This is a genomic window from Pseudomonas sp. HN11 (assembly GCF_021390155.1).
Taxonomy (GTDB): Bacteria; Pseudomonadota; Gammaproteobacteria; order Pseudomonadales; family Pseudomonadaceae; genus Aquipseudomonas.
In genome coordinates this window covers 5,358,940-5,383,426 of record NZ_CP089985.1, presented here as the reverse complement: position 1 = coordinate 5,383,426, position 24,487 = coordinate 5,358,940, and the positions used below count along the sequence as shown (strand labels likewise).

The window sequence follows — 24,487 nt, the reverse complement described above, 5'->3', positions numbered from 1 at the left end:
GCCTTACTGCTCCACGAAGTAGTAAGGCTGGCGGTTGATCGAGATCTGTTTGATCACCTTCACCGGGGTGGCCAGGTCGTTGGTATGGTCCAGCAACGCAATGTTGCCGGGCTTGGCGCTGAGGTAATTGTGCAGCTCGGCCTCGGTCTTCAGGATTGGCAAGTAGGCCTGCAGATAGAACACGCTGGCCCCGGCGATGCGTTCGTTGGGCTGGAACAGCACCACTTCCTTACCTTCGTCTTTCAATGCCTGGACCTGGCTGATCACCGGCACGAACGACTGGCGCACATCGGCTTTGGGCGCAAACCAGAAGGCAGCGATCAGGTAGCAACCCACGGCCAGGGTGAACACGCCGCCTACGATGGTTCTTTGGTGTGTGTAGAGCGCAGGTTTGTGGATTTTCAGCCAGTCCAGCAGCACCCGTGCATATTCCGCAGCCAGGACGGCGGCTGCCGGCGTAAGTGCCATCAGGTAAACGGTGCGTTTGCTCGACGCAAGGGTCAGCAGGGTGAACTGCGCCACCAGCCACACGCTGAAGAACAGGTGGTAGCGGTTGCGCACCAGGCTTTTGCGAAAGTGCCACAGGCCCAGGTACACCAGGATGTTCCAGGGCAGGAATGCCTGGGGTAGCTTGGCGATGTAGTAGTAGAACGGCTCGTAATGCCCGGCTTCGACAAATGAACCGCTGAACCGGCCGACGCTGTTGGTCCACAACACCTCGCCCACCGCCTGCATCCCGCCGCGCTGAAACAGAAACCCCAGCCAGATCAACAGCGGCACCAAGGCCAGCAGCGTGAACAGCGCCGGCTTGAGCCAGTCGCCGATGCGCAGGCGTTTATCCATCAGACTAGTACTGAGCAGGTACACAAAGATCACGATCCCCGGCAGCGCCAGGCCCAACACACCCTTGCTCAGCGTGGCGATGACCATGCCAGCGGTAAACAACGCCCACGCCCACACACTGGAGCCATCGCGCTCGGGCCGCACAGCCTGGTAGAACCCCAGCAATGCCATGGTCACACCGAGGCTGAGCAACGAATCCTCGCCAACCCCCCGCACATTGCCCCAGTAACTGGCCATGGTCGCCAGAATCAGTGCGGCACTGAACGCCAGCGTCTGCGGCCGCCCGAAGCGACGCAGCATCCCGTACAACAGCATCACGCTGAACAACCCGGCAAACGCCGACGCCAGACGCACCGCCCCGGTGCTGGCGCCAAACAAGCGAATCGCACCGGCATCCAGCCACAGGCTCAGGGGTGGTTTTTCCAGGAAGGGTTCACGAAACAGGCGCGGCACCACCCAGTCATTGTCCAGGTGCATCGCCATGGCGATCCCGGACACCCGGGCTTCGGTGGAGCCTTGCAGCTCGTGGTTGCCAAGGGCGAAGAAGAACAACAGACCAGCAAGCAGGAGCAGCAGGGGAGCGGGACGCGTCATGGAATCTGGCTACCGGGGCATGAGACCGATCGGGCGACCGGTCATGGGTAGTCAGGGAGTATACGAGCGCGATTCTTAACCTTTGGTGAACGGCTGTGGGGTTTTTCTCGGGCGCGTCAGGGCAGTTTCAAGCTGGGCACTGCCGCTTTGCCTGGTTCGGTCAGCACCGGTTCCAACTGCTCCCAGGTAAAGCTCAAGTCATTGTCGCAACCGTCACCATTGGCCGGTGTCGAGAGTTGCAGGCCTTGGGTGTTGAAGCTGAGGTGAAAGTTGGAGTAATTGGTGATCGCGGGGCAGCCCTCGTCGGTGGTGGTTTGCTTGGCCAGCCAGGTACTGAAGGCGGCCGGCAGCTTCAAGTGACCGGAATAGGCGTCATACCACTGCTGATGGCCGCCGAGCCAGGTCCAGGGGTCAACCGATTCACCGGTTTGCAGGTTCCAGGAGTGCAGGCCCCAACTGATGCCCATGGCGCCTTGGCCTGCGGCCCAGCGGTAGAACCGCACGGTGAGAAATTGCGATGACCAATAGGCGGGCTCAACCTCGATTTCACTGGTATAGGCCGAACCGTTTCGCCCCAGGTATTCACGCCGTTCATAAAAATAATCGGTTAGATCTTCGTCATTGACGGCCAGAGCGGCGAGTTGCTGGTTGATCTTCTGCACCGCCGGGCTGTCACCCTCCAGCTTGAGCGTGACGCGGGGGCCTTGGGTCTTGAGCAGGTAGGGATGGTTGTGGAAAGTCTTCTTCTCGGTCTTGATCGGCAGCGGCGCGGCTTCCATGGGCGCGTTATAGGCATCGCTGCCGCAGCCGTCCGTGCCGATGCGGCGCAGGGCCAGTGGCAGCGGCGTGCCGTCATCGGTTTTGCTCCAGGCACCCGAAAGGGTATCGGCCTGAGGTTTTTGCAGGGCCCAGAAACCGGTGTTTCCTTCCTCCACCCAAGGCGCGTTGTCGTTGGCCTGGGTCAGCTGAATCGGGGTACGGATGCGCTGGTAGTAATAACTGCCATGCTCCCCGTCGGCGCCGTTGAAACAGACGATGATAGCGGACTTGCCCAAGGTGCCTTGCCAGACCCCGTCCAGCTCGGCAGCGGTGGCGAATGAAGGGATGAAGGCGAGGGCGATGACGGCGAAAGGCTTGAGCACGGGTATCTGACTTCCGGTTGTCTGATAAAGGCCGTCAGGGTAATGGGAAGTGTGAGGGGATGCCAGCGGGCGAGATGCGGTGAGGCGTCTCGCCCTTTTGCGTGTTTTAGGGTTGTGGCGTCTGACTGGTGAATGGCTGGGTGTTCAAGACTCGTTCTACCAGTAGCTCACCTAGAACGATCAACTGCTGAGCAGCCAGCAACTTGTGGCGGTGTGCGCCTTCAAGTTCGAAAGCCAGGTCGGTGGTCATCGCGTTGAGGGAAGCGAGGGTTTCGCTGGCTTGGATTAGCAGGGTTTCGGGGTGGATGTTTTCGGCGAGGATGAAGAGGGTGGTTGGGGGATTGGGGGTGATTTTTTTCATGATGAAGCTCCTACACTGTTTAAGGAGCTGCCTCCCCCCTGCTGTCAAACAGGAATAGGTGGCAGCTGTACGCGGGTTGACAGACCGGAAGTGTAGGAACCCGGCGCACCCGAAGATGCCCCACGCACAGCTGCCATGAACGGAGCGGAATGCGTAAGCATGCCGTCTTATCACGGGGTGTGAAAGGTTACACTTTTCGGCCTGTCAAAGCCGGTCGCTGATCATCAGCGACGCAAAGAAGTTAACGTTGTGAGGTGGCTTGCGCTAGTTCACCAACAGCGCGGCAACTTGCGGGAAAATTCCGAAGCTCGGCCCTGTTGGCGTCCCCCGTCGTCAGGCTCTGTTAAAAGCTCCAGCCCTCAGCCTGAACCAACTGACAGAACGGCCCGTTGAGCGTGGCATTGTGATGAGCCACGATGGCCTCGGCTTTCATCAAGGGCGTGTCGGAACAGGTATGACCGTCGGCGATAAGTACCACATCGAAGCCAAGATCACGTGCGGCACGGCAGGTGCTGTCGACGCAGTATTGCGTTTTCATCCCAGTGACCACCACGCCTGTAGCGCCGCAAGCGCGCAAATTGTCAGCCAGTTCGGTCATCGCAAAAGCACTGGGCCGGCGTTTTTCGAACACCACTTCCCCACCCAGTAACTTCAGTTCCTGTGCAATCAACGTAAGCGGGCTGCCCGGTTCGATTGGCGAGCCAGCAGGGCCGATATGGCGTGCGAGAAAAATCGGCACGCCTGTGCTGCGGGCCTTGTCCATCAGGGTTTTTCCGGACCGTGGATGAGTCCGACTTGGATATCGAGTATCAATAGGGCGTACATGGGTGCATCTCCTTGCGTGTGAACCAGCGACACAAGGCATAAAAAAAGGCCCTGTCCATCGCTGGCGGGCCTTTGAAGTGTTCGTTGGTTATTGGCTCACCACACCTCGCACGCTCCGCTTGAAGCGGTCGTGGTGGTGGTTGTTGAGGTGAGGCAATAGGTAGTCATAGGGTTGACACTAGCATCGTGGCTGATGGAACGCCAAGTACAAAAAAGACGTCTTTGGACGTCTTTTTTGTTGATGCCGGGGGAAGCTGAAAAGCTTTCTCATCTTATTAATTTATATAAAGAATAAGAATCTTAAAAAGTTGAGTAGGAATATTTTGTAAGAAGTTTCCTCATTTTTGGTAGGCTTTTGCCATCAGTCGAGAGGAAATGGAATGCCCGCAGTCATCGTTGAAAACGACACATCGCAATGGCAAGACGAGACCGGTGCTGTCTATCACTTCCCCAAGCGGTACCAAGCCTGGCTTGCTGAGGGAACCGAAGTGATCTATTACAAAGGACGCATCAAGGACAAGACCTTTGCTTCTGTCCGCCTCAGCGCCGATCCGCATTATTTTGGTATGGCACGCATCGGCAAGGTCTACGCAGACCGGAAGAGTGATAAGGGTGACCTTTTTGCTTTGATCGAAAACTTCACTCCGTTTGAAGGCGCTATCCCCTCGAAAATTAACGGAGCGTACCTGGAGACGATCCCCGCTACTCGCGTGGACAACTATTGGCGTGACGGGGTTCGGTCCATTTCCCAACTGGATTACGATGCAATCCTAAGTCATGCGAAGCTCCTGTCTTCCCAGGCTGATCAGGTCGCGCCAAATTCAGAAGGCGATCCATTGATCTTTGAATCGGCCAATGAAGGCAGCAAATCAAGTTACTTTGGAACCCGTTACGAACGCCGGAAAGATCTGCGGGTGAAGGCTATTGCTATCCACGGGCTCGACTGCAAAGCATGTGGCTTTGATTTCGAACAGGCGTACGGCGAGCACGCGAAGGGCTTCATTCACGTTCACCATATAGTGCCGATTTCGGATTTTGGTGGTGAGAAAGCCGTGAATCCTGAGACTGACCTCGTTACGTTGTGCGCCAACTGTCACGCCGTGGTCCATCGCAAGCGGGATATGACGCTGAGCGTTGATGAGCTGAGAGGCATGTTGCGCGGGCGATGGGTAATCGAGCCTTAGTTTTCTACTGTGTTCAGCCTACGTTTTTTTTGTGAGGCTGAACCCGAATAGTGACATCGTACCGGCGGGCCCACTAGCCGTTACTGTACCCGGCAAGTCGGCTCTCAAGGTATTGCGCGGTCTCCAGATCGGTACAGTATAGGTAGCAGCCTTTTATCCCATTGGAAAATGGGACTGGAAGAAGGTGGATTTATTTTTCCCCGTATTTACTGGATTTCAGGCACAAAAAAGACGTCCATAGACGTCTTTTTTCGTTCGTTTGGCCGGGGTAAGTTGAACAGGATTAGTAACTTTCTGATTTTGATAAGTAATTTTTTTTTTTGAGATTTATGTGGAATACCTTTTGGAATACCAGAGGTTTCCGCAGGTTGTTGGGATTCAGCGATACCCCTGCCAACTGTCTTGACTAAGCTGAAGCGCTTCCACCCTCACAGCGCTAAGGCCTCCGTAGTTTCGACATGCGGACCTTCGATTCAGTGATATCCAGTACACTTGCCCCATCTCTAGCCTGCCAGCGGAGCAGGCTACCCGAACAGCTGCTCAAGATTTTTTCGAGTAAAAATGACCCTGATTAAATTAAAAGACCTTGAAGCGCACCTATGGCACGCCGCACACATCATCACCGGCCCCATCGACGCCTCCGACTACAAAACCTACATATTCCCGATCCTATTCTTCAAACGGATCTGCGATGTATATGACGAAGAGTTTGACGAGGTGCTGGCCAAGGTCGGAAGCGCGGAGCTGGCGCGCGAGAAAATCTTCCATCGCATCCAGGTTCCTGTTGGCAGCCACTGGGATGACGTCTTCGCCAAGTCCCACGATATCGGCAAGGCACTTAAGGATGCTTTTCTAGGCATAGAGCAAGCCAACACCCAGTTGCATGGCATCTTCGGCGATGCCAGTTGGACCAATAAAGAGCGCTTGCCGGATGAGCTGCTAGCCACGCTGCTCAACCACTTCAACAAAGTCGATCTCGGGGTTGCCAGCGTTCGTAACGACGATATGGGGCGCGCCTACGAATACCTGATCAAGCGTTTTGCCGACAAAGCCAACAAGAAAGCCGGTGAGTTCTACACCCCGCGCACTATTGTGCGGCTGATGGTCAACATTCTTGACCCCAAAGCGGGTGAAAGCGTTTATGACCCGGCTTGCGGTACGGGCGGCATGTTGCTGGAGACCATTCACCACGTTCGAGAAAACGCGGGTGATCCCCGGCTGCTGAAGCTCAAAGGTCAAGAAAAGAACTTGACCACTGAAGCCATTGCCCGCATGAACCTGTTTCTCCACGGCCAGGAAGACTTTGAGATTGTTCGTGGGGATACCCTGCGTGAGCCCAAGTTTCTGATCTACGACCGGCTCGAAACCTTTGATTGTGTGATCGCCAATCCACCGTTCAGCCTCAGTGAGTGGGGTCATGAACAATGGGCGGCGGACGCCTACAGCCGCAACAGTCACGGCCTGGCCCCGAAAACCAACGGTGACTTTGCCTGGGTACAGCACATGTTCGCCTCCCTTAATGCCGATGGGCGAATGGCGGTTGTGCTGCCTCATGGCGTGCTGTTCCGTGGTGCGGCAGAGGACCGAATCCGCACCAGCCTGCTCCAAGAAAACCGCATCGAAGCCATTATCGGCGTAGCGCCCAACCTGTTTTACGGTACCGCTATCCCGGCTTGCATCCTGTTGCTGCGCAAGCAGCGCCCTGATGAGCATCGTGACCATGTACTTATCATCAATGCCGAGGAGATTTTCACCAAAGGCCGCGCGCAAAACACCCTGAGCAATGCCCAGGCGGATCAGATTTACCAGATCTACCTAGAGCAGTATCAGCAAGGCCCCTCTGCCACAGCATTGGAAGGCGTAGCGCGCTGGGTGCCGGTGGGTGAAATTGCCGAAAACGACTTCAACCTGAATATTGCCCGCTATGTGCAAAAACCACTGGAAGAAGAAACGATCACCGTCGAAGAGGCGCTGAAAGACTTTCAGCAGAAACTGGCCGCACTGGAGCAGGCCGAGCTGGAGCTGGAAGAACTGCTGATCAAGGAAGGGTTTGAGCTATGAGCACGTATGTTGCCGACAGCAACACCTCGCAGTTCATCAAGCAACACGCCGAGTCGCAGTACGAGCAGTTTCACCAGCAGCGCCAACATAAAGATGCCGCCGGCGCAGACAAACGCCTCGCCGACCTGAGCCAGCTTGCTCATCAGCTATTAGACAAGACTCGTAAGAATGATTGAGTACCAGAAAAACCAAGCCTCCCAACTTGGCAAAAAGAAACTCGAAGACCTCCTTTGGGGGGCGGCCGAGTTTCTTCGCGGGCAGATCGACGCCTCCGACTACAAGCAGTACATCTTCCCGCTACTGTTCTATAAACGCCTGTCCGACGTTTACCTGGAAGAGTATGTCGAGGCCATGGAAGTCAACGAGGGCGATGCCGACTATGCCGTCATGCCCATGTTTCACCGCTTCCATATTCCCCAGGAGGCTCGCTGGGAAAAGGTACGCCATACCAGCAAGAACATCGGCGAAGCCATCCAGAATGCCCTGCGCCTGATCGAGACCCACAACGAACGCCTGCACGGCGTATTCGGCGATGCCCAGTGGACCAACAAAGAGCGTCTACCCGACCACCTGCTGGCCGACCTGATTCAGCACTTCAGCAAGATCCCCCTGGGCATCAAGTCGGTGGCCCAGGACGACCTGGGCGAAGCTTACGAATACCTGATCAAGAAGTTCGCCGATGACTCTGGCCACACCGCCGCCGAGTTCTACACCAATCGCACCGTGGTGCACCTGATGACCCGCATCATGGGTCTCAAACCCGGTGAAACCGCCTATGACCCCACCTGCGGCACCGGCGGCATGCTGCTCAATGCGGTGATGGACCTGCGGGACGAAGGTAAAGAATGGCGCAGCGTCAAACTCTATGGCCAGGAAGTGAACCTGCTCACCTCCGCCATCGCCCGTATGAACATGTTCCTGCACGAGATCGAAGAGTTTGAAGTGCTGCGCGGCGATACCTTGGCCGAGCCCAAGTTTATCGATAACGACCAGCTCAAGCAGTTCGACGTGATCTTCGCCAACCCGCCGTACTCCATCAAAAAATGGAACCGCGACAAATTCGCTGCCGACCCTTATGGCCGTAACTTTTACGGCGTGCCACCCCAGGGCTGCGCCGACTATGGCTTTTACACCCATATCATCAAAAGCCTGAAGCCCGATACCGGCCGCGCCGCCATGCTCTGGCCCCACGGTGTGCTGTTCCGCGATTCGGAGCAGGCAATCCGTAAGCAGGTGATCGAGTCGGACATTATCGAAGCAGTGATCGGCCTTGGCCCCAATCTCTTCTATAACTCGCCGATGGAATCCTGCGTGGTGGTGCTCAACTGCAACAAACCCACTGAGCGCAAAGGCAAAGTCCTGTTCATTAATGGCGTCGAGAATGTCACCCGTGAGCGTGCCCATAGCCGACTTTCGGATGACGATCTAGCTGTGCTGATCGAAGCCTACTGTGCACCGGACAAGCTGCCGGCCATTACCGCGCTGGTGGATATCGAGACGATTCGCGAGAACCAGCACAATTTATCGATACCGCTCTATGTGCAGGCCCGCGACGATGACGAATCACATGATATTGAACATGCCATTGAAGTTTGGAAAGTTGGCCGAGTGAAATTAAAAAATAAAACTAGACAGCTATTTAAAAGCCTCGAAATCTTGCGTGTCGGGGTGAGTAAATAATGAGTAACGTCTTCAGTCTGCGATTTGGCGATATTTGTCGTGAGGTTAAAGCTACAACAAGGACACCGATTGCAGATGGATATGATCGCTATATTGGTTTAGAGCATTTAGACTCTGGCTCTTTAAAAATAAAGCGCTGGGGCTCTGTGGCTGTAGATAGCCCGAGTTTCACTCGTGTATTTAAAAAAGGGCAAATTCTTCTTGGAAAGCGTCGCCCTTACTTAAAGAAGTCTGCAATAGCAGAGTTTGATGGTATCTGCTCGGGAGATATTATTGTTTTAGAGCCAAAGCCTTCGAAAATAATGCCTGGCTTGTTAAGATTTATAATTCAATCCGATGCTTTTTGGCGAGTCGCCATTGCTACGTCATCTGGATCTTTGTCGCCAAGAACCAAATTTTCAGCGTTGGCCTCTTGGGAGTTCACTGTAAATTGCTCTTTCGCGCAAGAAGAAATTCTTAACTTGCTGGTCAAGTCCCAAGAAGCAAGCGAAAAGCTAATTGATCTGCAGATATCCTCCACGGAAAATATCAGAAGTTTATATTTAAGTTTTTTCCAGAATTTTTATGAGAGAGGGGCAACCCAGGTTGCTCTGCCTGACGATTGGAAAACAATGCTCCTCGGGGATCTACTGACATGTGTTCCTGAAAGTGGATTCTCGGCTAATGAGGTTTCAAGTGAAACAGGGAGCTACGTCTTAAACTTAAATAATCTGTCGCCTGATGGATATGTGTTGGACGGGGAGTTGAAGCCAATTGCTATGTCAGATTATGACGCAGACCTAGAACTTAAGGAAGGTGATTTCCTAATATCCAGGGCGAACACTCAAGACTTGGTTGGGCTTGTCGGTATTTATAAGTCTCGTAAAGATAAAGTTATTTTTCCCGACACGATGATGCGGTTAAGGCTGAATGAAAAGCTAATCGTTAAAGAATATCTCGAAGCATATCTTCTTTCTCCATATGGCCGAAGATCAATACAGCGCGTTGCTGCTGGTACTAGCGCTAGCATGAAGAAAATAAATAAGAAGACATTGTCAAAAATAAATATTCCTGTTCCGCCGACGGAAGAGCAAACACTGATTTTTTCGACCATGTCGTCTTTTCTGGAGGTTCGCGAGCAATTGACTTGTTTATCAAAATCTCATTCGGCTTTAAGAAGTCGTATTGTTGAAACAATTATCTCCTAGCCCGAGGCCGTTATGTTTACCGAGCAAACCGTCACCGAAAATGGAATTATCGACCGTTTAAGAAATTTAAGCGGGGTAAAGTGGACTTACTGCCACGGCGAAAGCCTGCCCAAGAAGGCGCAGGATATCTTTGTCGATGAGTGGCTAAAAGACGCGTTATGTTTGTTAAACCCAGCTATCGAAAAACAGCCGGATTATGCCGATGAGGTGATCCACAAGCTGCGCGGTGTGCTGTTGGAGGCGTCGCACAGTGGCTTGGTCAGGGCCAACGAAAATTTCCAAGCGTGGCTGTTGGCCGAAAAAACCCTGGCCTTTGGCGAGAACGGTGAGCACGTCACCATCAATCTGATCGACTTCGACAACCTCGACAACAACCACTTTGTGGTGACCCAGCAGGTGCACTATGTAGCGGCTGGCGAGGTGTTCTTCGATATTGTGCTGTATGTAAACGGCATCCCGCTGGTGGTAGGTGAAGTGAAAAGCGCCACTCGCCCCAGCGTCAGTTGGCAGGACGGTGCCGCTGACTTTATGGGCGGCAAAAAGCACTATTGGCAGCATGCAAAAGCCTTCTTCGTACCCAACCTGCTGTGCTTCGCCAGTGAGGGCAAAACCTTTGCCTACGGAGCGATTAATGCCCGTGCCAAGGATTGGGGCCCCTGGCACCACACCGATCAGCGTGAGGATATTCCCGCCACCCTGGCCTCCGTGCTGGCGAGCACCGAAGGGCTATTGAACCCACAAACCCTGCTGCAACTGCTGGCCTCCTTTGCGCTGTTTTCTACCCATAAAACCGGTAAAGACACACCACCCAAACGCATCAAATTGCTGCCGCGTTACCCGCAGTTCGAGACGGCCAAGCAGATTGTTGAGCGGGTCAAACAGGGTTACCCAAAAAAAGGCCTGATCTGGCATTTTCAAGGTTCGGGCAAGTCGCTGCTGATGCTCTACGCGGCCAAGATGCTGCGTGCCGACAACGAGCTGAAAAACCCCACCGTGTTGATCGTGGTCGACCGCCGCGACTTGGACAGCCAGATCAGCGAGACCTTCGGCGGTGCCGATGTGAAAAACCTGATCAAGGTGCAGACCTGCAAAAAGCTGGGTGAACATATCGAGCAAGACAGCCGCGGGATTCTGATTACGACCATTTTCAAGTTCAAGGATGTCGAGGTTGATGAACTCAACCCGGATGGCCTGAACAATCGCGACAACATCATCGTGCTGGTGGATGAAGCCCACCGCACCCAGGAAGGCGGTCTGGGCGAAAAGATGCGCTGGGCGCTACCCAATGCTCACTTCTACGGCCTGACCGGTACGCCGATCTCCGGCATCGAGCGCAATACCTTCAAGCTGTTCGGCGCCGATGAAGACCCTGGCCGCTATATGAACCGCTACAGCTACAAGCAGTCGATCCGCGACGGTGCCACCAATCCGGTTAAGTTCGAGCCCCGTTTAGCCGAATTGCGGGTCGACCGTGAGGCGATCAATGAAGAGTTCGAGCAACTGGTTAAAGACAACAACCTGGACGAGGACGAAAAAGCCGTCCTGTCCAAACGCGCCGGTAAGCTGGCCGTGATGCTCAAGGCACCGAGACGCATGGAGGCCATCAGCGCCGACATTGCCGAACACTTCATCAGCCATGTGCAGCCGAAAAAGATGAAGGCCATGGTGGTGGTCTATGACCGCGATGCCTGCGTGCAGATGTATTACCTACTTGGTAATAAGCTGGGTTTCGACGCACTGGAGGTGGTCATGAACCTCGACCAGGCTCCGGTGAAGGATGAGAGCGGCAAGCTCAATAAGGACTGGAGCAAGTGGAAGGAAGAGCTCGATCTACCGATCAATCAAGCCGACTTTGAGCGCTGGCAGAAATTCGATGGTGAAGAGCAGGGGCAGAAAAACCTGCTGGAAACCTATAAAGACCCGAAACAATCCCTGCAACTTCTGATCGTGACCGCCAAGCTGCTGACCGGTTTCGATGCGCCGATCTGCTACTGCATGTACCTGGATAAACCGCTGCGCGACCACACATTGCTGCAGGCCATGTGCCGCACCAATCGTCTGTATGAGGCTGACGGGGTGGTCAAGCGTATGGGCCTGATCATCGATTATCTGGGCGTATTCGAAAACCTGCGCACGGCGTTGGCCTATAACCCGGAAGAGATCGACGGGATTGTCGAAGGCATCGAGAAATTCAAGGAGTTGCTGCCAGAGCAGTTGAAGCTGTGTCTGGCCTTCTTCCCGAACGTGGACCGCACCCTGGCAGGCTTCGACGGCATCCTGGCCGCACAGGAATGCTTGCCGGACAATAAAAAACGCGATGAGTTTGCCGCAGCTTTTGGCGTGCTGGCCAAACTCTGGTCGGCCATCAACCCCGACTCTTTCCTGACACCCTACCGCCAAGATTACAAATGGCTGGCGCAAATCTATGAATCAGTACGCCCGGTTGGTCAAACGGGGGCGCTGGTCTGGGCCGCGTTAGGGCCCGAGACCATCAAGATGATTCATGAGCACACCGATATCAGCCGCATACGCGATGACATCGATGAACTGATCATGGATGAACACGCGATCTTCACCCTGACCGAGAAAGAGCAGGAAAAACGTGCCCGCCGACTGGAAATAGACTTGATGGGACGTCTGCGCGGCCATGGCGAGGCTGTGTTCGTAGAGCTGGGTGAGCGCTTGGAGAAACTGCGCCGAGAGTATGAAGCTGGCGTAATCAAGGCCATCGACTGGCTCAAGGGCCTTCTGGATGCCGCCAAAGATACGGTGCAGGCCGAGCGTGAAATCGGTGACCCGGTGGTAACGGAGGCAGACAACAAGCAGGCGTTGACCAAACTATTCCTGGAGACCCGCCCGGAAACCACGCCGAAGCTGATTGGTGATGTGGTCGAGCAGATCGACAAAATTGTCAACGCTACTCGCTTTGAGGGTTGGCAGAACTCCAACAGTGGTCCACGCGAAATCCAGAAAGCACTCATGCTGACCCTGGCGCAGTTTGGCCTAAGCAAAGACAAAGACCTTTTTGAGAAGGCCTATGCTTATATTGAAGAGCATTACTAAGTCGATGACGTACCGCCGTGACCTGACGGTGACATCGGCATCACCCTTAATGCTAAGCTCCTGAGATGTGCTCAGGAGCCGCTTATGCTACATATAACTACAGTTGATACTGAGGCCCATATATTATATCTGAAGGCCTTTCATTATTTAAAGCGCCTCATAGGCCCAGAGGTGACTTGAGTAAGGCGCCCCTTCTTTGTTAAGTTTATAAAAAATTCTGAATTGAGACCCTGCCGCACTATCCGTGATGGCGGAGGCGCAGCGACTAACTTTAGTCCCTTGTTGTAGAGTTTGACCGACAGTTACCCACGCTTCGTTTTTGTTTTTTCTATGCACCACCTCGACAATTACGGAAGGGAGGGCGCTGAATTTTCCCTTTGCCGGACTTGCGTCGGAAATGTAAGTGATCGCAGACGGGATCTGCATCAACTCCAAGCTCTTGAGACAGCGCATTAGACTGATTTTTGAAAATAGCGGTAGATTTTCCGAAAGATACTTTGGATCTTTGTTCGTTATAATTCCATATATTATTTTTATATTAATATTTTCAATTGCGTCGCAGTATTGCTGTAAATTATTTTGGCCAATTCGTTCTGTGATCAATTCCTTCAGCTTTTCCCGGCATTTTGGCTCTAAAATTATTAGCTCAGCTGAGTTTATGCCCTGGTTGAATAAATGGCTGAGTTGAGATGATTTAGTGGATATCTTCAAGTGGTAGAGTTTAGCCAGCTCTTGGCCGCCGTCATCAGCCCTGCTCAGAGTGTATAAGTCACAAGGCTCAATGGCAGTCTGCCCATCGAGGCTCATATTTGTTTGGTCCAAACATATAAACGCGGGTAGACTTTCAGATACAGCAGTATTATAAGATTCTTCGCTGTAATGGCTGATCCCATCCTTTGTAAAGTCGTGATTGTAATCAAATAAATCCGTGCGCTCGAATTTTGTGTCGAGGTATTCTTTAAGTAGCTCTACGTATTCTCGCTCTACTCGATACCATGAGCCTTCACATATGTGATAAATTTCTGCTTGCTCATGAATGTCAAGCAGTAGGCAGTTATATATATTATAGGCTTTGTTGATGTTTCCATCTGTATCGCACAATGCAACGCTAAAAGATTTTAGTTTGTCTATAGTGAAATCAGTCAGATCGATTTTTTCGCCAAGGTAGTCGTAAAATGCTTCCAGCGATATGTCTGTATAGATTTCCGCCACTCCACCGCGTCCTTGAAATCTGCAGGAAGTGTTGTCTCGGTAATCTACGATATCAGGAATGCAAATGGAAAGCGACGGATCTCGGGCAATAAAAAACTTTAGAAGTTTATCATCTAGGGTGCGCACAATATCAGGATCATTTTCAGGTGAGATTTTCCCAACATTTGGAAAAGTGTTCAGGTAATCATTGCTGTTGTACAGCGCTAGTAAGTTGGTGCACAGGCCATGAAGCTCCTCAGGAAGGAACTTTAAACTGACCTTGAGACTCGCTGAGCCTGTTGCGCTTTTAAAAAGTCCAGTTAGATCCTCCCTGACAGCCCCTGTGAGGCTTCGAACAATTTCTGTATTGCTGTCAAAGTCAAGAAACGTTATATCTGCAGCCGCTGGGATCTGGGTTCTCTTCCTTCTTGAAGCGCCAGGATCCATTACGTCTGCACTTTTCAGTTTTTTTGGATCGAGACTATTAAGTGTTACTAGTAGTCCAAAGTCATACTCGTAGCAGTTGTCGCGAAGCTTATGAAATACATGTCCAAACGATAGGGCAAACCATCTATCTGCTACTGGTATGAAGACTAGTGCGCCTTTGTTTGATTGTTGGAGAGGGTTAGCGATATTGAAGTATTGACGCCACCAAGGCTCTCTTGGTTGGCCGTCTAGAATATAAACGCTTGAGTTCTCTGGAAGACGATCTGATGCTACGACTTGACCTAACTCGTGCTCTTCTTTTAGCGAGTTAGTGGCGTTGAATCCTTGTTTTAGCAGGAATATAGTAAAAGGACGACTTTTCAATTGTTGAATCCCTTCGGTTGGCATTGATTGAATGTTGTTTAGAGCGGTGACGGGAATCCTATCCTCTTGTTGGCATATTGCCATCATCTTTCATTATATGACTGAATTTTCTTCCAAATGCAAGCCGTCCTTTATTCAGGCTTCGTGCTGTTCTGATCAGCCCCTCGACGGTTTCTTGACGTATCTAATGCTGTCGGTCGTGGTGACTGGCGCGGGTTTTAATCATAGTAAGAACCATGGCTTTTTCAGGCGTTTTGCGAGCAGCCGAACTGTCAGTAGATAGTAATAGCGCGTCGCGTCACTGCGACCTGCCAAACAATTGTCAAGAAACCAAATTAAATGCTTCCTCTGCCAATTCCACGGTGTCTCTCGCTGCCATCGCTTTGCGATAGCCACTTGGATAGCCCTAGCTTGCCGAAAATGACGTCGCCGTGTCGCATGCGACCCATTCAGCACGCCGACTAAGAACAACTCCATATCGAATGGCTTGCTCATATGCGTCCTCCAATGTAGGCCGCGACCACATCGATCCGACCGTGCCCCAGCTCGTAGCTGATTTGCCTCCGTGCCTCACGATCAAGGTTGCTGTCTAACTGGCAACAGTGACCGCCATTGATAGGCGCGCGGTGTTGGGTGATTTGCTCATAGCGCTCACATGCGTACGCCGCTCGTAGCTCATGGAAGCCTTTGAGGTTGTGTGCATGCAGAGTGTCCCGCGCAGGGCGGATGATTTTTTGCAAAATACTCAGGTAGCTTTCGTGTGGCGCAATCAGGTTGTGGCTTCCCGCAGGCGACACCTGCCGTGCAAGCCTAAGTGCACCTCGAATATGGTCGTCCACTGCGATCCAACGTGGCGCCGACGCCCCGGCGCGGCCACCTTTGGTGCCATCCTGAATGTTAATCCTGCCTAGATCGCAAACCTCACGACTCAGCCTTGGCAGGTCAGCCAAGATGGCCTCACGCAAGCGCATGCCGGTGGCTCGCGCCAACAGAACAATCGCGGCGGCCCGTAGCTGATGTTGGCTGCAAAGCGCATTGACGATCTGCACAAGCTGTTCGCGGCCTTGGCCCTGCGGCACCGAAAGACGAACCCCGGTACGCTGCATCCCCAACGCCTTGCTCGGGCTTGGCAGTTTCACATGCTGATCACCGCGAAGCGCCGCCATGGTCCTGTTGACGCTGGATAGCCGGTTTTGTGCGGTACTGACGGCGAGATCACCGCGCCTAACCATGTCGCGCAGATGCGCCGCGTAGTCGGCCAACACCTTTCGATCAATCTGCCGCGCATCATTGATACCGGGCCCCTGTTCGGAGCGGCACCATTTCACGAATGCCAACCACCGATCACAGTGCGCCTTGACCGTGCCGTAATGACCGCCGCCGAACATGTCTTTTAGCGCTTGCGGCCCCGCGTAGCTCAGTTGCCTGCCGTAGCCGAAATTTCGGCCATCGCGTCGACCCACCAATGCCATCTCAATCACCTCATCTGCCGTTCTCCGATCCTCGCCCCACGTCATCCCGCCAAGAATGCTTAGTGTTATCAGGGATCAAGGCCCCTGCGGCCTGTGGGGGTGTCCACTCACGCAGGACTGGCGGCTCCTTACGACCGGGAGCAAGGGCATCTCATGATCTGGTCTCCTGAGCACCGTTACAGGTGGGCGGGTGGAGGCTGCATTGGCTGACGAGACCAGTGCCGCGAGATCCTGAGCCAGGTGAAAGCAGCAATGCGATGACCGGGGCATGCCTGACTGTCAGTCAGGTACAGTCCATTCCGTGGTCTGCGGCACCATCATCTGCATGGCTGTTGCTGGTGACATCGGCGTTTGTCACGCCAATTGTCACGAGTGGAGTTGCCGCAAAGCCAAGTGCGATGAGGGCTGCAGCAGTGTTAGAAGCGCCCGTCTCTTTCCAGGAGAAAGAGACGGGCGCAGGTTGGCGCAAGATTCGGCCAAGCGGATAGGTTGCTGCAGGGCAGCGGAGTAGTCGTCTGGCGCATGAGGGCCATGATCTGAAGTAGGCATCCATCACCGGGGAGGTGACCGGGCGAGCTGCCGGACGCGAATCGCCATTAGGGGAGAACCACCGCGGGAGCGGCGTGACCTTGAAGGTTCGGGCCACCTGGGGTGCTGTCAACGACAGCGCTTGCACGGCCAGTTCTACGCTTGTGAATAAATCCGGTCAAGGGCCGAAATTCAGCGTTACTCTGGACTTGGAGTGAGGTTATCCACATATGGAATTCCGTGGTAAACCCCGGACAACGTCGTGGCTTTTAGTTTTTCAAAGTGAGGTCCTTCCAAACAGGGCGGCTTTGCAGCCCTGTTTGGAAGGACCCGCGCTTACAAGCGGATAAACGAGACTGCTTGCCCTGAATCTCGAGCGCTCAGTTGTTGCTACCGTTATTGAGCCTGTACAGCGCTAGCGGATCGGCACCACGTTCTTGTCTCTGGCTTGGCCGTATGCAGAGGCGAGCATGCTGCCGGTCGCGGCTTTCTGGATGTACTCACTCCACCAAGCCATCATCGGGCGCCGTCGCTCGATATAGTCGGCTCGGTTGTAGGCGCTCCGCACCTCATCCTTGTCGACGTGCGCCAGGGCCACCTCGATGAGCTCCGGGTCCCAGCCATGTTCATTCAAGATGGTGCTTGCCATCGAACGCATGCCGTGGCTGACCAACCGATCTTGGAAGCCCATACGTTTTAACGCCATGTTGGCGGTCTGGCTATTGGCGTGGGTGCGTGGATTTCTGTCGGCCGGGAAGACGTACTCGCGATGACCGCTGTGAGTCCTCAGTGACTCCAACAGTGCGACCGCGTGATCACTCAACGGGATGCTGTGAGGGCGGCGTTTTTTCATCCGCTCCGGTGGGATAGTCCAAACACGCCTCTCGAAGTCGATGTCTGCCCAACGAGTAGTCGCCGCCTCGGCGGGGCGAGTCATCGTGTGCAGCTGCCATTCGATCAGGCAGCGGGTGGTGCGTTTGATACTGGCGTTCGCGATCTCCAGCATGAGTTCGGGGAGCTCTTCGGGCGGAAGCGCAGCCATATTCTCTTTCTTGGGCTTCTTGAATACTGCCCTGATGCCGCTGAGTGGGTTGGCGAAGATCAGACCGGAGTTCACCCCGTAGGTCATGATCTCGTTAAGCCGCTGGCTAAGGCGTTTGACCGTCTCCAGGCTGCCTTTCGCTTCGATTGGACGAAGCAATGCGATCACCATCGGCGCGGTGATTTTCGTGAGTGGTGTCGTCTTCAAATCGGGGAACACGTGCAGCGTGAGCGACCGCCAAATGTCCTCGGCGTAGGCAGGGGTGACCGAGTCCTTCTTGAGTTCGAACCAAGCGGTGGCCACGTTCTCGAAGGTATGTTCCGTTTCTGCGCGCTTGGCTTCATTCAGGGTATTGCGCTGCACCTTCGGATCGATGCCTTGGGCGAGCAGCTCCCGCGCATCGACTGCCATCTTCCGTGCGTTCGCCAACGACAGTTCGGGGTAGGTCCCGAAGCCGATGTTGATGCGCTTTTTGGTCACTGGTTCGCGGTAGTTGAAATTCCACAGCAACGAGCCGTTGTTGCGTACGCGGAGCTGCAAACCGTCACCGTCTGTGAGGACGTAATCCTTGGACGCCGGTTTGACTCCCTTGAGCTGTCGATCGGAGAGGCGGAGGTTTTGAGCAGGCATGAGATTGTCCTCAGGCACTAATTCGGTATTCCAAAGATTAGCACCGGACGGACTGGAATGCCGTCTGGAATACCCGAATGGCTGGAACTCAAAAACTCTCAAAAGACCGCAAAAGCGCTGGAAGCCGCGTATTTGCTGGGTTGAAGGCACAAAAAAAGACGTCCGTGGACGTCTTTAGATGATGAAGTGGTGGAGCCGGGGGGATTTGAACCCCCGTCCGCCAGTACTCCGCTGTCGGTACTACATGCGTAGCCGTTTCTATTAAGTTAACCCTCAGCGACCCGAAGGGCAGGGTGCTTTGGGCGAGTTGTGTAAGTTTTAGCCGCTTCGTCCACAACGTACTGCACGGCGATTCTGTTCTATATGACAATCACTTTGGGTTTACAGACATCCCCTGGTGATTGCTGGACCCGAAGGTACCAGAAGCTCAGGTCTAAGGCTGCTTACGCAGCGATAGCGAATTCCTGGCCGTAGTTTTCGTCATTGGCAACTATAAGAAGTTGCAACAGTGGATTTACGAGTTCTGTTACCAACTCGGCATGCACCTAAAGTTTCGCGACCGGCGTCGAATCCTAAACGGCCCCGTGCTTGTAACTCGTTGTTTCTTAGTGAGTGACAAGCCTGTGCAGTGTACGCCAAACCGTCACGGAAGGCCAACCCGAAGGTTGGCCTTCCGTGACTAAGCGGTCTATTGGCCGCCTTTTTCGCTGTTCTGTAGGTCTTGCAGCGCCTTCGAGGTGATCTCGATGCACTTTTTGTCATCGCCCGCGGCGTGGGCCGCTTTGGCCTGGGAAACGGCGGTGTCTATTTCGCCGTTTTTGCCGCTGGTGTCAGTCGCGAGTAGCGCTTTACCGTTGTTGATTTTGTCCAGATTGATTTTGCACAGGTCGGGCTCGCCTGCCGCGAACGCAGGTGAGGCCAGCATCGCAGCGGTAATAAACAAGCCAGCAAGAGCGGAACGCTTCATAGGGTGTCTCCTTGCGCTAAAGGGCTCGACGCTGCTGGCGTTCAACGGCTGCCAGCGACATCACTGATGGGCCTCGTTTGCCGAGGCCTATGCAGATGACTCCGCCGGTACGCTGGGGTTCTGTTTTTTTTGCAGGATCCTTTTTGCAGGATCAGTGGGCGCGAGCCTGGGTGACGCGGTCCACCAGATACACCAACCCGTGATAATCGATGCCGCCATGCTGGCTCAGGCCGATCTCGCAGGTGCGGCTGGTGGAGATGCCTTCGCTGCAATATCGCACGGCGTCCTTGAGTGTGCGCAGTGAGTGGGCATTGAGTTCCGGCGTGGTGAAGCCTTTGTCGCCGGCGAATCCGCAGCAGTGAATACCTTCTGGAATGACCACGGTGTTGGAGCAGCGTCGCGCCAGGTCGATCAAGGCTTGGCTTTCGCCCAAGTGTTGGGTGCTGCAGGTGACGTGCACGGCGATCGGTGCTTCCTGGGGCGTGAAGTCGAGGCGGTCCATCAGGTGGGTGCGGATAAAACGCACGGGGTCGTACAGATCCAGGCGTGTTTCCCCCAGGTCTTGCACCAGGCGCAGGGTGCAGGGGCTGGTGTCGCAGTAGATGGGGTCGAGCCCGCCACGGCTGGCGTGGAGCAGGGCGCCGATCAGCTCCTGGCGTTTGTGTTCGGCTTGTTCGGCGTAGCCTTTGGAGGCGAAGGGCTGGCCACAACACAGACTGTCCTGATTGTCGGGGAACACGACTTGGTAACCGGCTTTTTCCAACAGGCTACGGGTTTTGTCGTACAGCGACATCTGTTCCTTATCCCCCGCTGCCGGGCCCATGGTGCGTGAGACGCAGGCGGCCAGGTAGACCACCCGTGGCCGCTCGCCCGTCACGGTAGGACTGAAGCGGATGGCCTTTTCTGGCTGGGGCATGGCGTTGGTCCACTGCGGGATCTGCCCCTTGGACAGCTTAGTCAAGCTGGCCGATAACTTCGCCAGGCGCGGTGCGCCCAGCAGCATGCGTGCACCATTGGCTACATGCAGGGTAAAGCGCGCGCCTTTGAGGGCGGTGGAGAAATGGGTGGCGAGCCATTCGGCGGTTTTCGTACGGTCGGCGTTGCGGCTGCGCAGTTTTTTCACCAGGTCGCCGGTATTGATTCCCACAGGGCAGCGCTGGGCGCAAAGCCCGGTGGCGGCACAGGTGTCGATGCCCTGGTACTGATACGCGGCTTCCAGCTCAGCGGTGTCGACACCGGCGCGTTTTTTCGCCTGGATATCGCGCCAGATCACGATGCGTTGGCGCGGGCTCAAGGTTAGCTCTTTCGAAGGGCACACCGGCTCACAGAAGCCGCATTCGATGCACTTGTCCACAAGCTCGTCAGCGGCGGGCAGCGGCTTGAGGTGCTTGAGGTGGATTTGTGGGTCTTCGCTGAGTACCACGTCCGGGTTGAGAATGCCGTTGGGGTCGAGCAGGCGTTTGAGTTGCCACATCAATCGATAGGCGTCGCTGCCCCATTCCAGCTCGACGAACGGTGCCATATTGCGGCCGGTGCCGTGTTCGGCTTTCAACGAACCACCGAACTCCACGGCCACCAGTTGCGCCACGTCGTCCATGAACGCTTGGTAGCGTGTGACTTCTTCCGCACTGTTGAAGCCCTGGGTGAACACGAAGTGCAGATTGCCTTCCAGTGCGTGTCCGAAAAGTATCGCTTCGTCGTAGTGATGTTTGTCGAACAGTTGGATCAAGCGATTCACGCCGATTGCCAATTGCTCAACCGGGAAGGTTACGTCCTCGATGATCACCGTGGTGCCGGTTTTGCGCACGGCGCCAACGGCAGGGAAGGTGTCTTTGCGGATTGCCCACAGGCGAGCGTTTTCCACGGGATCCTCAGTGAAATTGACCCGTTTCTCTACCGGAAATGGGGCCAGGGAAGCCATGATCAACGCCAGTTGCTCGTGCAGCAGGGATGGCGACGCCGCACGGGATTCGATCAGCAGGGCGCAGGCATTTTCCGAAAGCTGTTGTACGAAAGCGGGCATGCCTGGTTTGTTCTGTACCGAGCGCATGCTGCGTCGGTCCAGCAGTTCGACGGCAGAGACCGGTTGGGTTTTAAGTACGGTCACTGCGTTGCAGCAGGTTTCGACATCCGGGAACACAATCAACGCCGACGCTTTGTTGGGGTGATCGATCACGGTGTCGTAGGTGACCGCGCTGATAAACCCAAGGGTGCCCTCGGAGCCCACCAGCAGATGGCTGAGGATATCCAGTGGCTCATCAAAATCCACCAAGGCATTGAGTGACAGCCCGGTGGTATTTTTCAGGCGGTATTTATGGCGAATCTTTGCCGCCAGTTCAACATTTGCGCGGGTCTCGCGACCCAATGTCGCCAGGCGCTCAAGCAGCGTCCCGTGCTGTTCCCGAAACGCCCTGACGCTGGCTGCGTCCTCGGTATCCAGGCGGCTGCCGTCAGCCAGTACCAAGCGAATCCCCGCAAGGGTGTGGTAGGTGTTCTGCGCGGTGCCGCAGCACATGCCGCTGGCATTGTTGGCGACGATACCGCCGATCTTGCAGGCGTTGATCGACGCAGGATCCGGTCCGATCTTGCGCCCGTACGGCGCTAGCCACGCATTGGCTTGGGCGCCGATCACGCCGGGTTGCAGGCGGATTTGCGTGCCTTGCCCACGGATTTCGCGGCCGTTCCAATTGTCACCCAGCACGATCAGCACCGAGTCGCTGATGGCTTGCCCGGACAGGCTCGTGCCGGCTGCGCGAAAGGTTACGGGTACGTGGTCTCGTTGGGCCAATTGCAGCAGCGCAACGACTTCGTCTTCTGACTCCACGCGGATCACCAACTGTGGGATCAGTCGGTAAAAGCTGGCGTCGGTGCCGAAAGCGAGGGTGGAAAGTGGGTCGTCGAAACGCCGATCTTTCGGGATCAGTTGTGCGACGTCGCTCAGGAAAGCAGCAGGCAGGCTCATCGGTCCTCCAGAAATAGCGGACGCCGGAATCGTATCCGGCGTCGATTCTTACTCTATTGCGTGCAGGTCTCAGTGCACCAGCATACCGGTGAACCAGTAAGCCTGAGCGAGGGTGATCAGCCCGACGATCGTGGCAAAGAACAGGCTGTGCTTAAGGGTGAAGCGGAACAAGTCGGACTCCTTGCCTACCAGGCCGGTAGCGGCGCACGCCACGGCGATTGATTGCGGCGAGATCATCTTGCCGGTCACGCCGCCACTGGTATTCGCGGCGACCAGCAACGTGTCGTTAACGCCGATCTGATGCGCAGTGGTGGCTTGCAGCGAGCTGAACAGGGCATTGGACGACGTGTCGGAGCCTGTCAGGAAAACCCCCAGCCAGCCGAGGAAAGGCGAGAAGAATGGGAAGGCTGCACCGGTGCCGGCCAATACCAGCGCCATAGTCGAAGACATTCCGGAGTAGTTGGTGACGAAGGCGAATGCCAACACCATGCCAATCGACAGGATAGGCCAGCGCAGTTCGTAGAAAGTCTCCTTAAAAGTGGTAAGACCAGTTTTTATATCAATCTTCAGTACCAGCATCGAGATCAGTGCGGAGAAGAAAATCGCGGTGCCGGTCGCTGAAACCGGGTCCAGCTTGAATACGGCCGGGATTGCGGTCGGATTGATCACAATTGGCGCAACCTTGATCACCAACTGATCCAGGTGCGGGATCGCAAAGTTGAACGTCCAGCTGTACATCGAGCCACCGGCGGCGAACATCGCTTTGAACGGCTTAAGAGTCCAAATGGTGACCAGCACGGTGAGAATAAGGAACGGCGACCAGGCCTTGAAAATCTGCACCAGACTGTAGGGCGAGACAATCGTGTTACGTGGCAGGCCGAAACCGCCGGCACTGGCGGTGACTGCTGCGCTGGAAGTGGCGCCGGCAATCTGTGCGCCTGCGGTGCGCTTGGGTTGCCACACCTTCAGGAACAGGGTCAGGGCGATGAGGCTGGCCAGGGCCGAGGTGATGTCCGGCAGTTCGGGGCCGATGAAGTTGGAGGTGAAGTATTGGGTGATGGCAAAGCTCAAGCCCGCGACCAGCGCAGCCGGCCAGGTTTCACGCACGCCGCGCACGCCGTCCATCATGAACACCAGCCAGAACGGCACGAACAGTGACAGCAGCGGCAATTGGCGGCCGGTCATGGCGCCGATCTTGAATGCGTCGATGCCAGTCACCTGGCCAGCAACGATGATTGGGATGCCGAGTGCGCCAAAGGCCACGGGGGCGGTGTTGGCAATCAGGCACAGACCGGCGGCGTAAAGCGGGTTGAAGCCGAGACCGACCAACAGCGCGGCGGTGATTGCCACGGGCGCGCCGAAACCGGCTGCACCTTCCAGGAAGGCGCCGAAGCAGAAGCCGATCAATAGGACCTGCAAGCGCTGGTCGTCAGTGATCGACAGTACCGAGCTGCGGATGATCTCGAACTGACCGCTTTTGACTGTGAGTTTGTAGAGAAATACCGCCGCGACGATGATCCACGCGATAGGCCACAGGCCGTAAGCAAAACCGTAACCAGCAGCCGCCAGCGCCATGTCTACCGGCATCTGGAAAGCGAAGATCGCCACCAGGATCGACAGCGCCAAGGTGATACTGCCAGCCACGTGGCCTTTGAGGCGAAACACGGCCAGGGCCAGGAAGAAGAATACGATCGGAATGACGGCTGCCAATGCGGACAAGCCGAGGCTGCCGAGCGGGCTGTAGAGCTGTTGCCAGGTTTGCATAGTGGGGTGGCCCCTGATTGTTGTTGTTTGGTCAGCTTGGATAATTGGTAATACCAGTTTACAATCGCTGTGGGCTAGAGTAAGAGCCTCTGCGGGGTGTGTCAATTTGCCGCTTGCGAAACTTTGGTCGTAGGTGTGTGGCGAAGGTGTGCTGATCAGCGGAAATGAGGGCGTTCTGATA

16 protein-coding genes, 1 other RNA gene and 1 pseudogene are annotated in these 24,487 nt (G+C 55.0%); 6 read left to right on the top strand and 12 right to left on the bottom strand.

Going from position 1 to position 24,487, the window contains the following annotated elements:
• Positions 1 to 3: 3 nt before the first annotated feature.
• From LVW35_RS24645 to LVW35_RS24630, 4 genes and pseudogenes are all read right to left on the bottom strand, one after another.
• Positions 4 to 1,437 carry an ArnT family glycosyltransferase gene (locus tag LVW35_RS24645; RefSeq protein WP_233892403.1) on the bottom strand — a complete coding sequence of 478 codons (1,434 nt, stop codon included), beginning with the start codon at positions 1,435 to 1,437 and terminating at the stop codon, positions 4 to 6.
• A gap of 116 nt (positions 1,438 to 1,553) precedes the next feature.
• A complete protein-coding gene (locus LVW35_RS24640; protein ID WP_233892402.1) occupies positions 1,554 to 2,579 on the bottom strand; it encodes a hypothetical protein in 1,026 nt (341 codons plus the stop codon).
• Between the two features lie 106 nt (positions 2,580 to 2,685).
• Positions 2,686 to 2,940 (bottom strand): DUF6124 family protein, encoded by a 255-nt coding sequence (locus LVW35_RS24635; protein WP_078803867.1) that lies wholly within the window; start codon positions 2,938 to 2,940, stop codon positions 2,686 to 2,688.
• A gap of 343 nt (positions 2,941 to 3,283) precedes the next feature.
• A pseudogene (locus LVW35_RS24630) lies at positions 3,284 to 3,765 on the bottom strand (isochorismatase family protein).
• Between the two features lie 380 nt (positions 3,766 to 4,145).
• Between LVW35_RS24630 and LVW35_RS24625 the strand changes: the two are divergent.
• The 6 genes from LVW35_RS24625 to LVW35_RS24600 all read left to right on the top strand — a co-directional run bounded on the left by LVW35_RS24625 (position 4,146) and on the right by LVW35_RS24600 (position 12,940).
• Positions 4,146 to 4,949, top strand: coding sequence for an HNH endonuclease (locus LVW35_RS24625; RefSeq protein WP_233892401.1), 804 nt, complete (start codon positions 4,146 to 4,148; stop codon positions 4,947 to 4,949).
• A 561-nt stretch (positions 4,950 to 5,510) separates the two neighbouring features.
• Positions 5,511 to 7,010, top strand: a complete 1,500-nt coding sequence (locus LVW35_RS24620; protein ID WP_233892400.1) for a type I restriction-modification system subunit M — start codon at positions 5,511 to 5,513, stop codon at positions 7,008 to 7,010.
• Positions 7,007 to 7,186, top strand: a complete 180-nt coding sequence (locus tag LVW35_RS24615; RefSeq protein WP_233892399.1) for a hypothetical protein — start codon at positions 7,007 to 7,009, stop codon at positions 7,184 to 7,186. Before LVW35_RS24620 ends, LVW35_RS24615 begins: the two co-directional genes overlap by 4 nt.
• The gene (locus LVW35_RS24610; protein WP_233892398.1) at positions 7,179 to 8,690 is read left to right on the top strand and encodes a type I restriction-modification system subunit M; all 1,512 of its coding nucleotides are present in this window, start codon (positions 7,179 to 7,181) and stop codon (positions 8,688 to 8,690) included. The genes LVW35_RS24615 and LVW35_RS24610 overlap by 8 nt, the downstream gene beginning before the upstream one ends.
• Positions 8,690 to 9,877 (top strand): restriction endonuclease subunit S, encoded by a 1,188-nt coding sequence (locus LVW35_RS24605; RefSeq protein WP_233892397.1) that lies wholly within the window; start codon positions 8,690 to 8,692, stop codon positions 9,875 to 9,877. Before LVW35_RS24610 ends, LVW35_RS24605 begins: the two co-directional genes overlap by 1 nt.
• Before the next feature lie 12 nt (positions 9,878 to 9,889).
• Positions 9,890 to 12,940, top strand: coding sequence for a type I restriction endonuclease subunit R (locus tag LVW35_RS24600; protein WP_233892396.1), 3,051 nt, complete (start codon positions 9,890 to 9,892; stop codon positions 12,938 to 12,940).
• 147 nt (positions 12,941 to 13,087) lie between these two features.
• On the opposite strand, the gene LVW35_RS24595 is transcribed toward LVW35_RS24600, so the two are convergent.
• From LVW35_RS24595 to LVW35_RS24560, 8 genes are all read right to left on the bottom strand, one after another.
• Entirely contained in the window at positions 13,088 to 15,025 is a 1,938-nt protein-coding gene (locus LVW35_RS24595) for a DUF6119 family protein (protein ID WP_233892395.1), read from the bottom strand.
• 138 nt (positions 15,026 to 15,163) lie between these two features.
• On the bottom strand, positions 15,164 to 15,436 hold the full coding sequence (locus LVW35_RS24590; protein ID WP_233892394.1) for a hypothetical protein: 273 nt from the start codon (positions 15,434 to 15,436) through the stop codon (positions 15,164 to 15,166).
• Positions 15,433 to 16,413, bottom strand: coding sequence for an integrase domain-containing protein (locus LVW35_RS24585; protein WP_124379487.1), 981 nt, complete (start codon positions 16,411 to 16,413; stop codon positions 15,433 to 15,435). Before LVW35_RS24585 ends, LVW35_RS24590 begins: the two co-directional genes overlap by 4 nt.
• 943 nt (positions 16,414 to 17,356) lie before the next feature.
• A complete protein-coding gene (locus LVW35_RS24580) occupies positions 17,357 to 18,613 on the bottom strand; it encodes an integrase domain-containing protein (protein WP_124379486.1) in 1,257 nt (418 codons plus the stop codon).
• A 187-nt stretch (positions 18,614 to 18,800) separates the two neighbouring features.
• Positions 18,801 to 19,197: a transfer-messenger RNA gene (ssrA, locus tag LVW35_RS24575) on the bottom strand.
• Between the two features lie 104 nt (positions 19,198 to 19,301).
• A complete protein-coding gene (locus LVW35_RS24570; RefSeq protein ID WP_233892393.1) occupies positions 19,302 to 19,580 on the bottom strand; it encodes a hypothetical protein in 279 nt (92 codons plus the stop codon).
• A gap of 151 nt (positions 19,581 to 19,731) precedes the next feature.
• Complete coding sequence (locus LVW35_RS24565; RefSeq protein ID WP_233892392.1) at positions 19,732 to 22,542, bottom strand: FAD-binding and (Fe-S)-binding domain-containing protein; 2,811 nt, start codon at positions 22,540 to 22,542, stop codon at positions 19,732 to 19,734.
• A gap of 69 nt (positions 22,543 to 22,611) precedes the next feature.
• On the bottom strand, positions 22,612 to 24,306 hold the full coding sequence (locus tag LVW35_RS24560) for a lactate permease LctP family transporter (protein WP_233892391.1): 1,695 nt from the start codon (positions 24,304 to 24,306) through the stop codon (positions 22,612 to 22,614).
• Between the last annotated feature and the right edge of the window lie 181 nt (positions 24,307 to 24,487).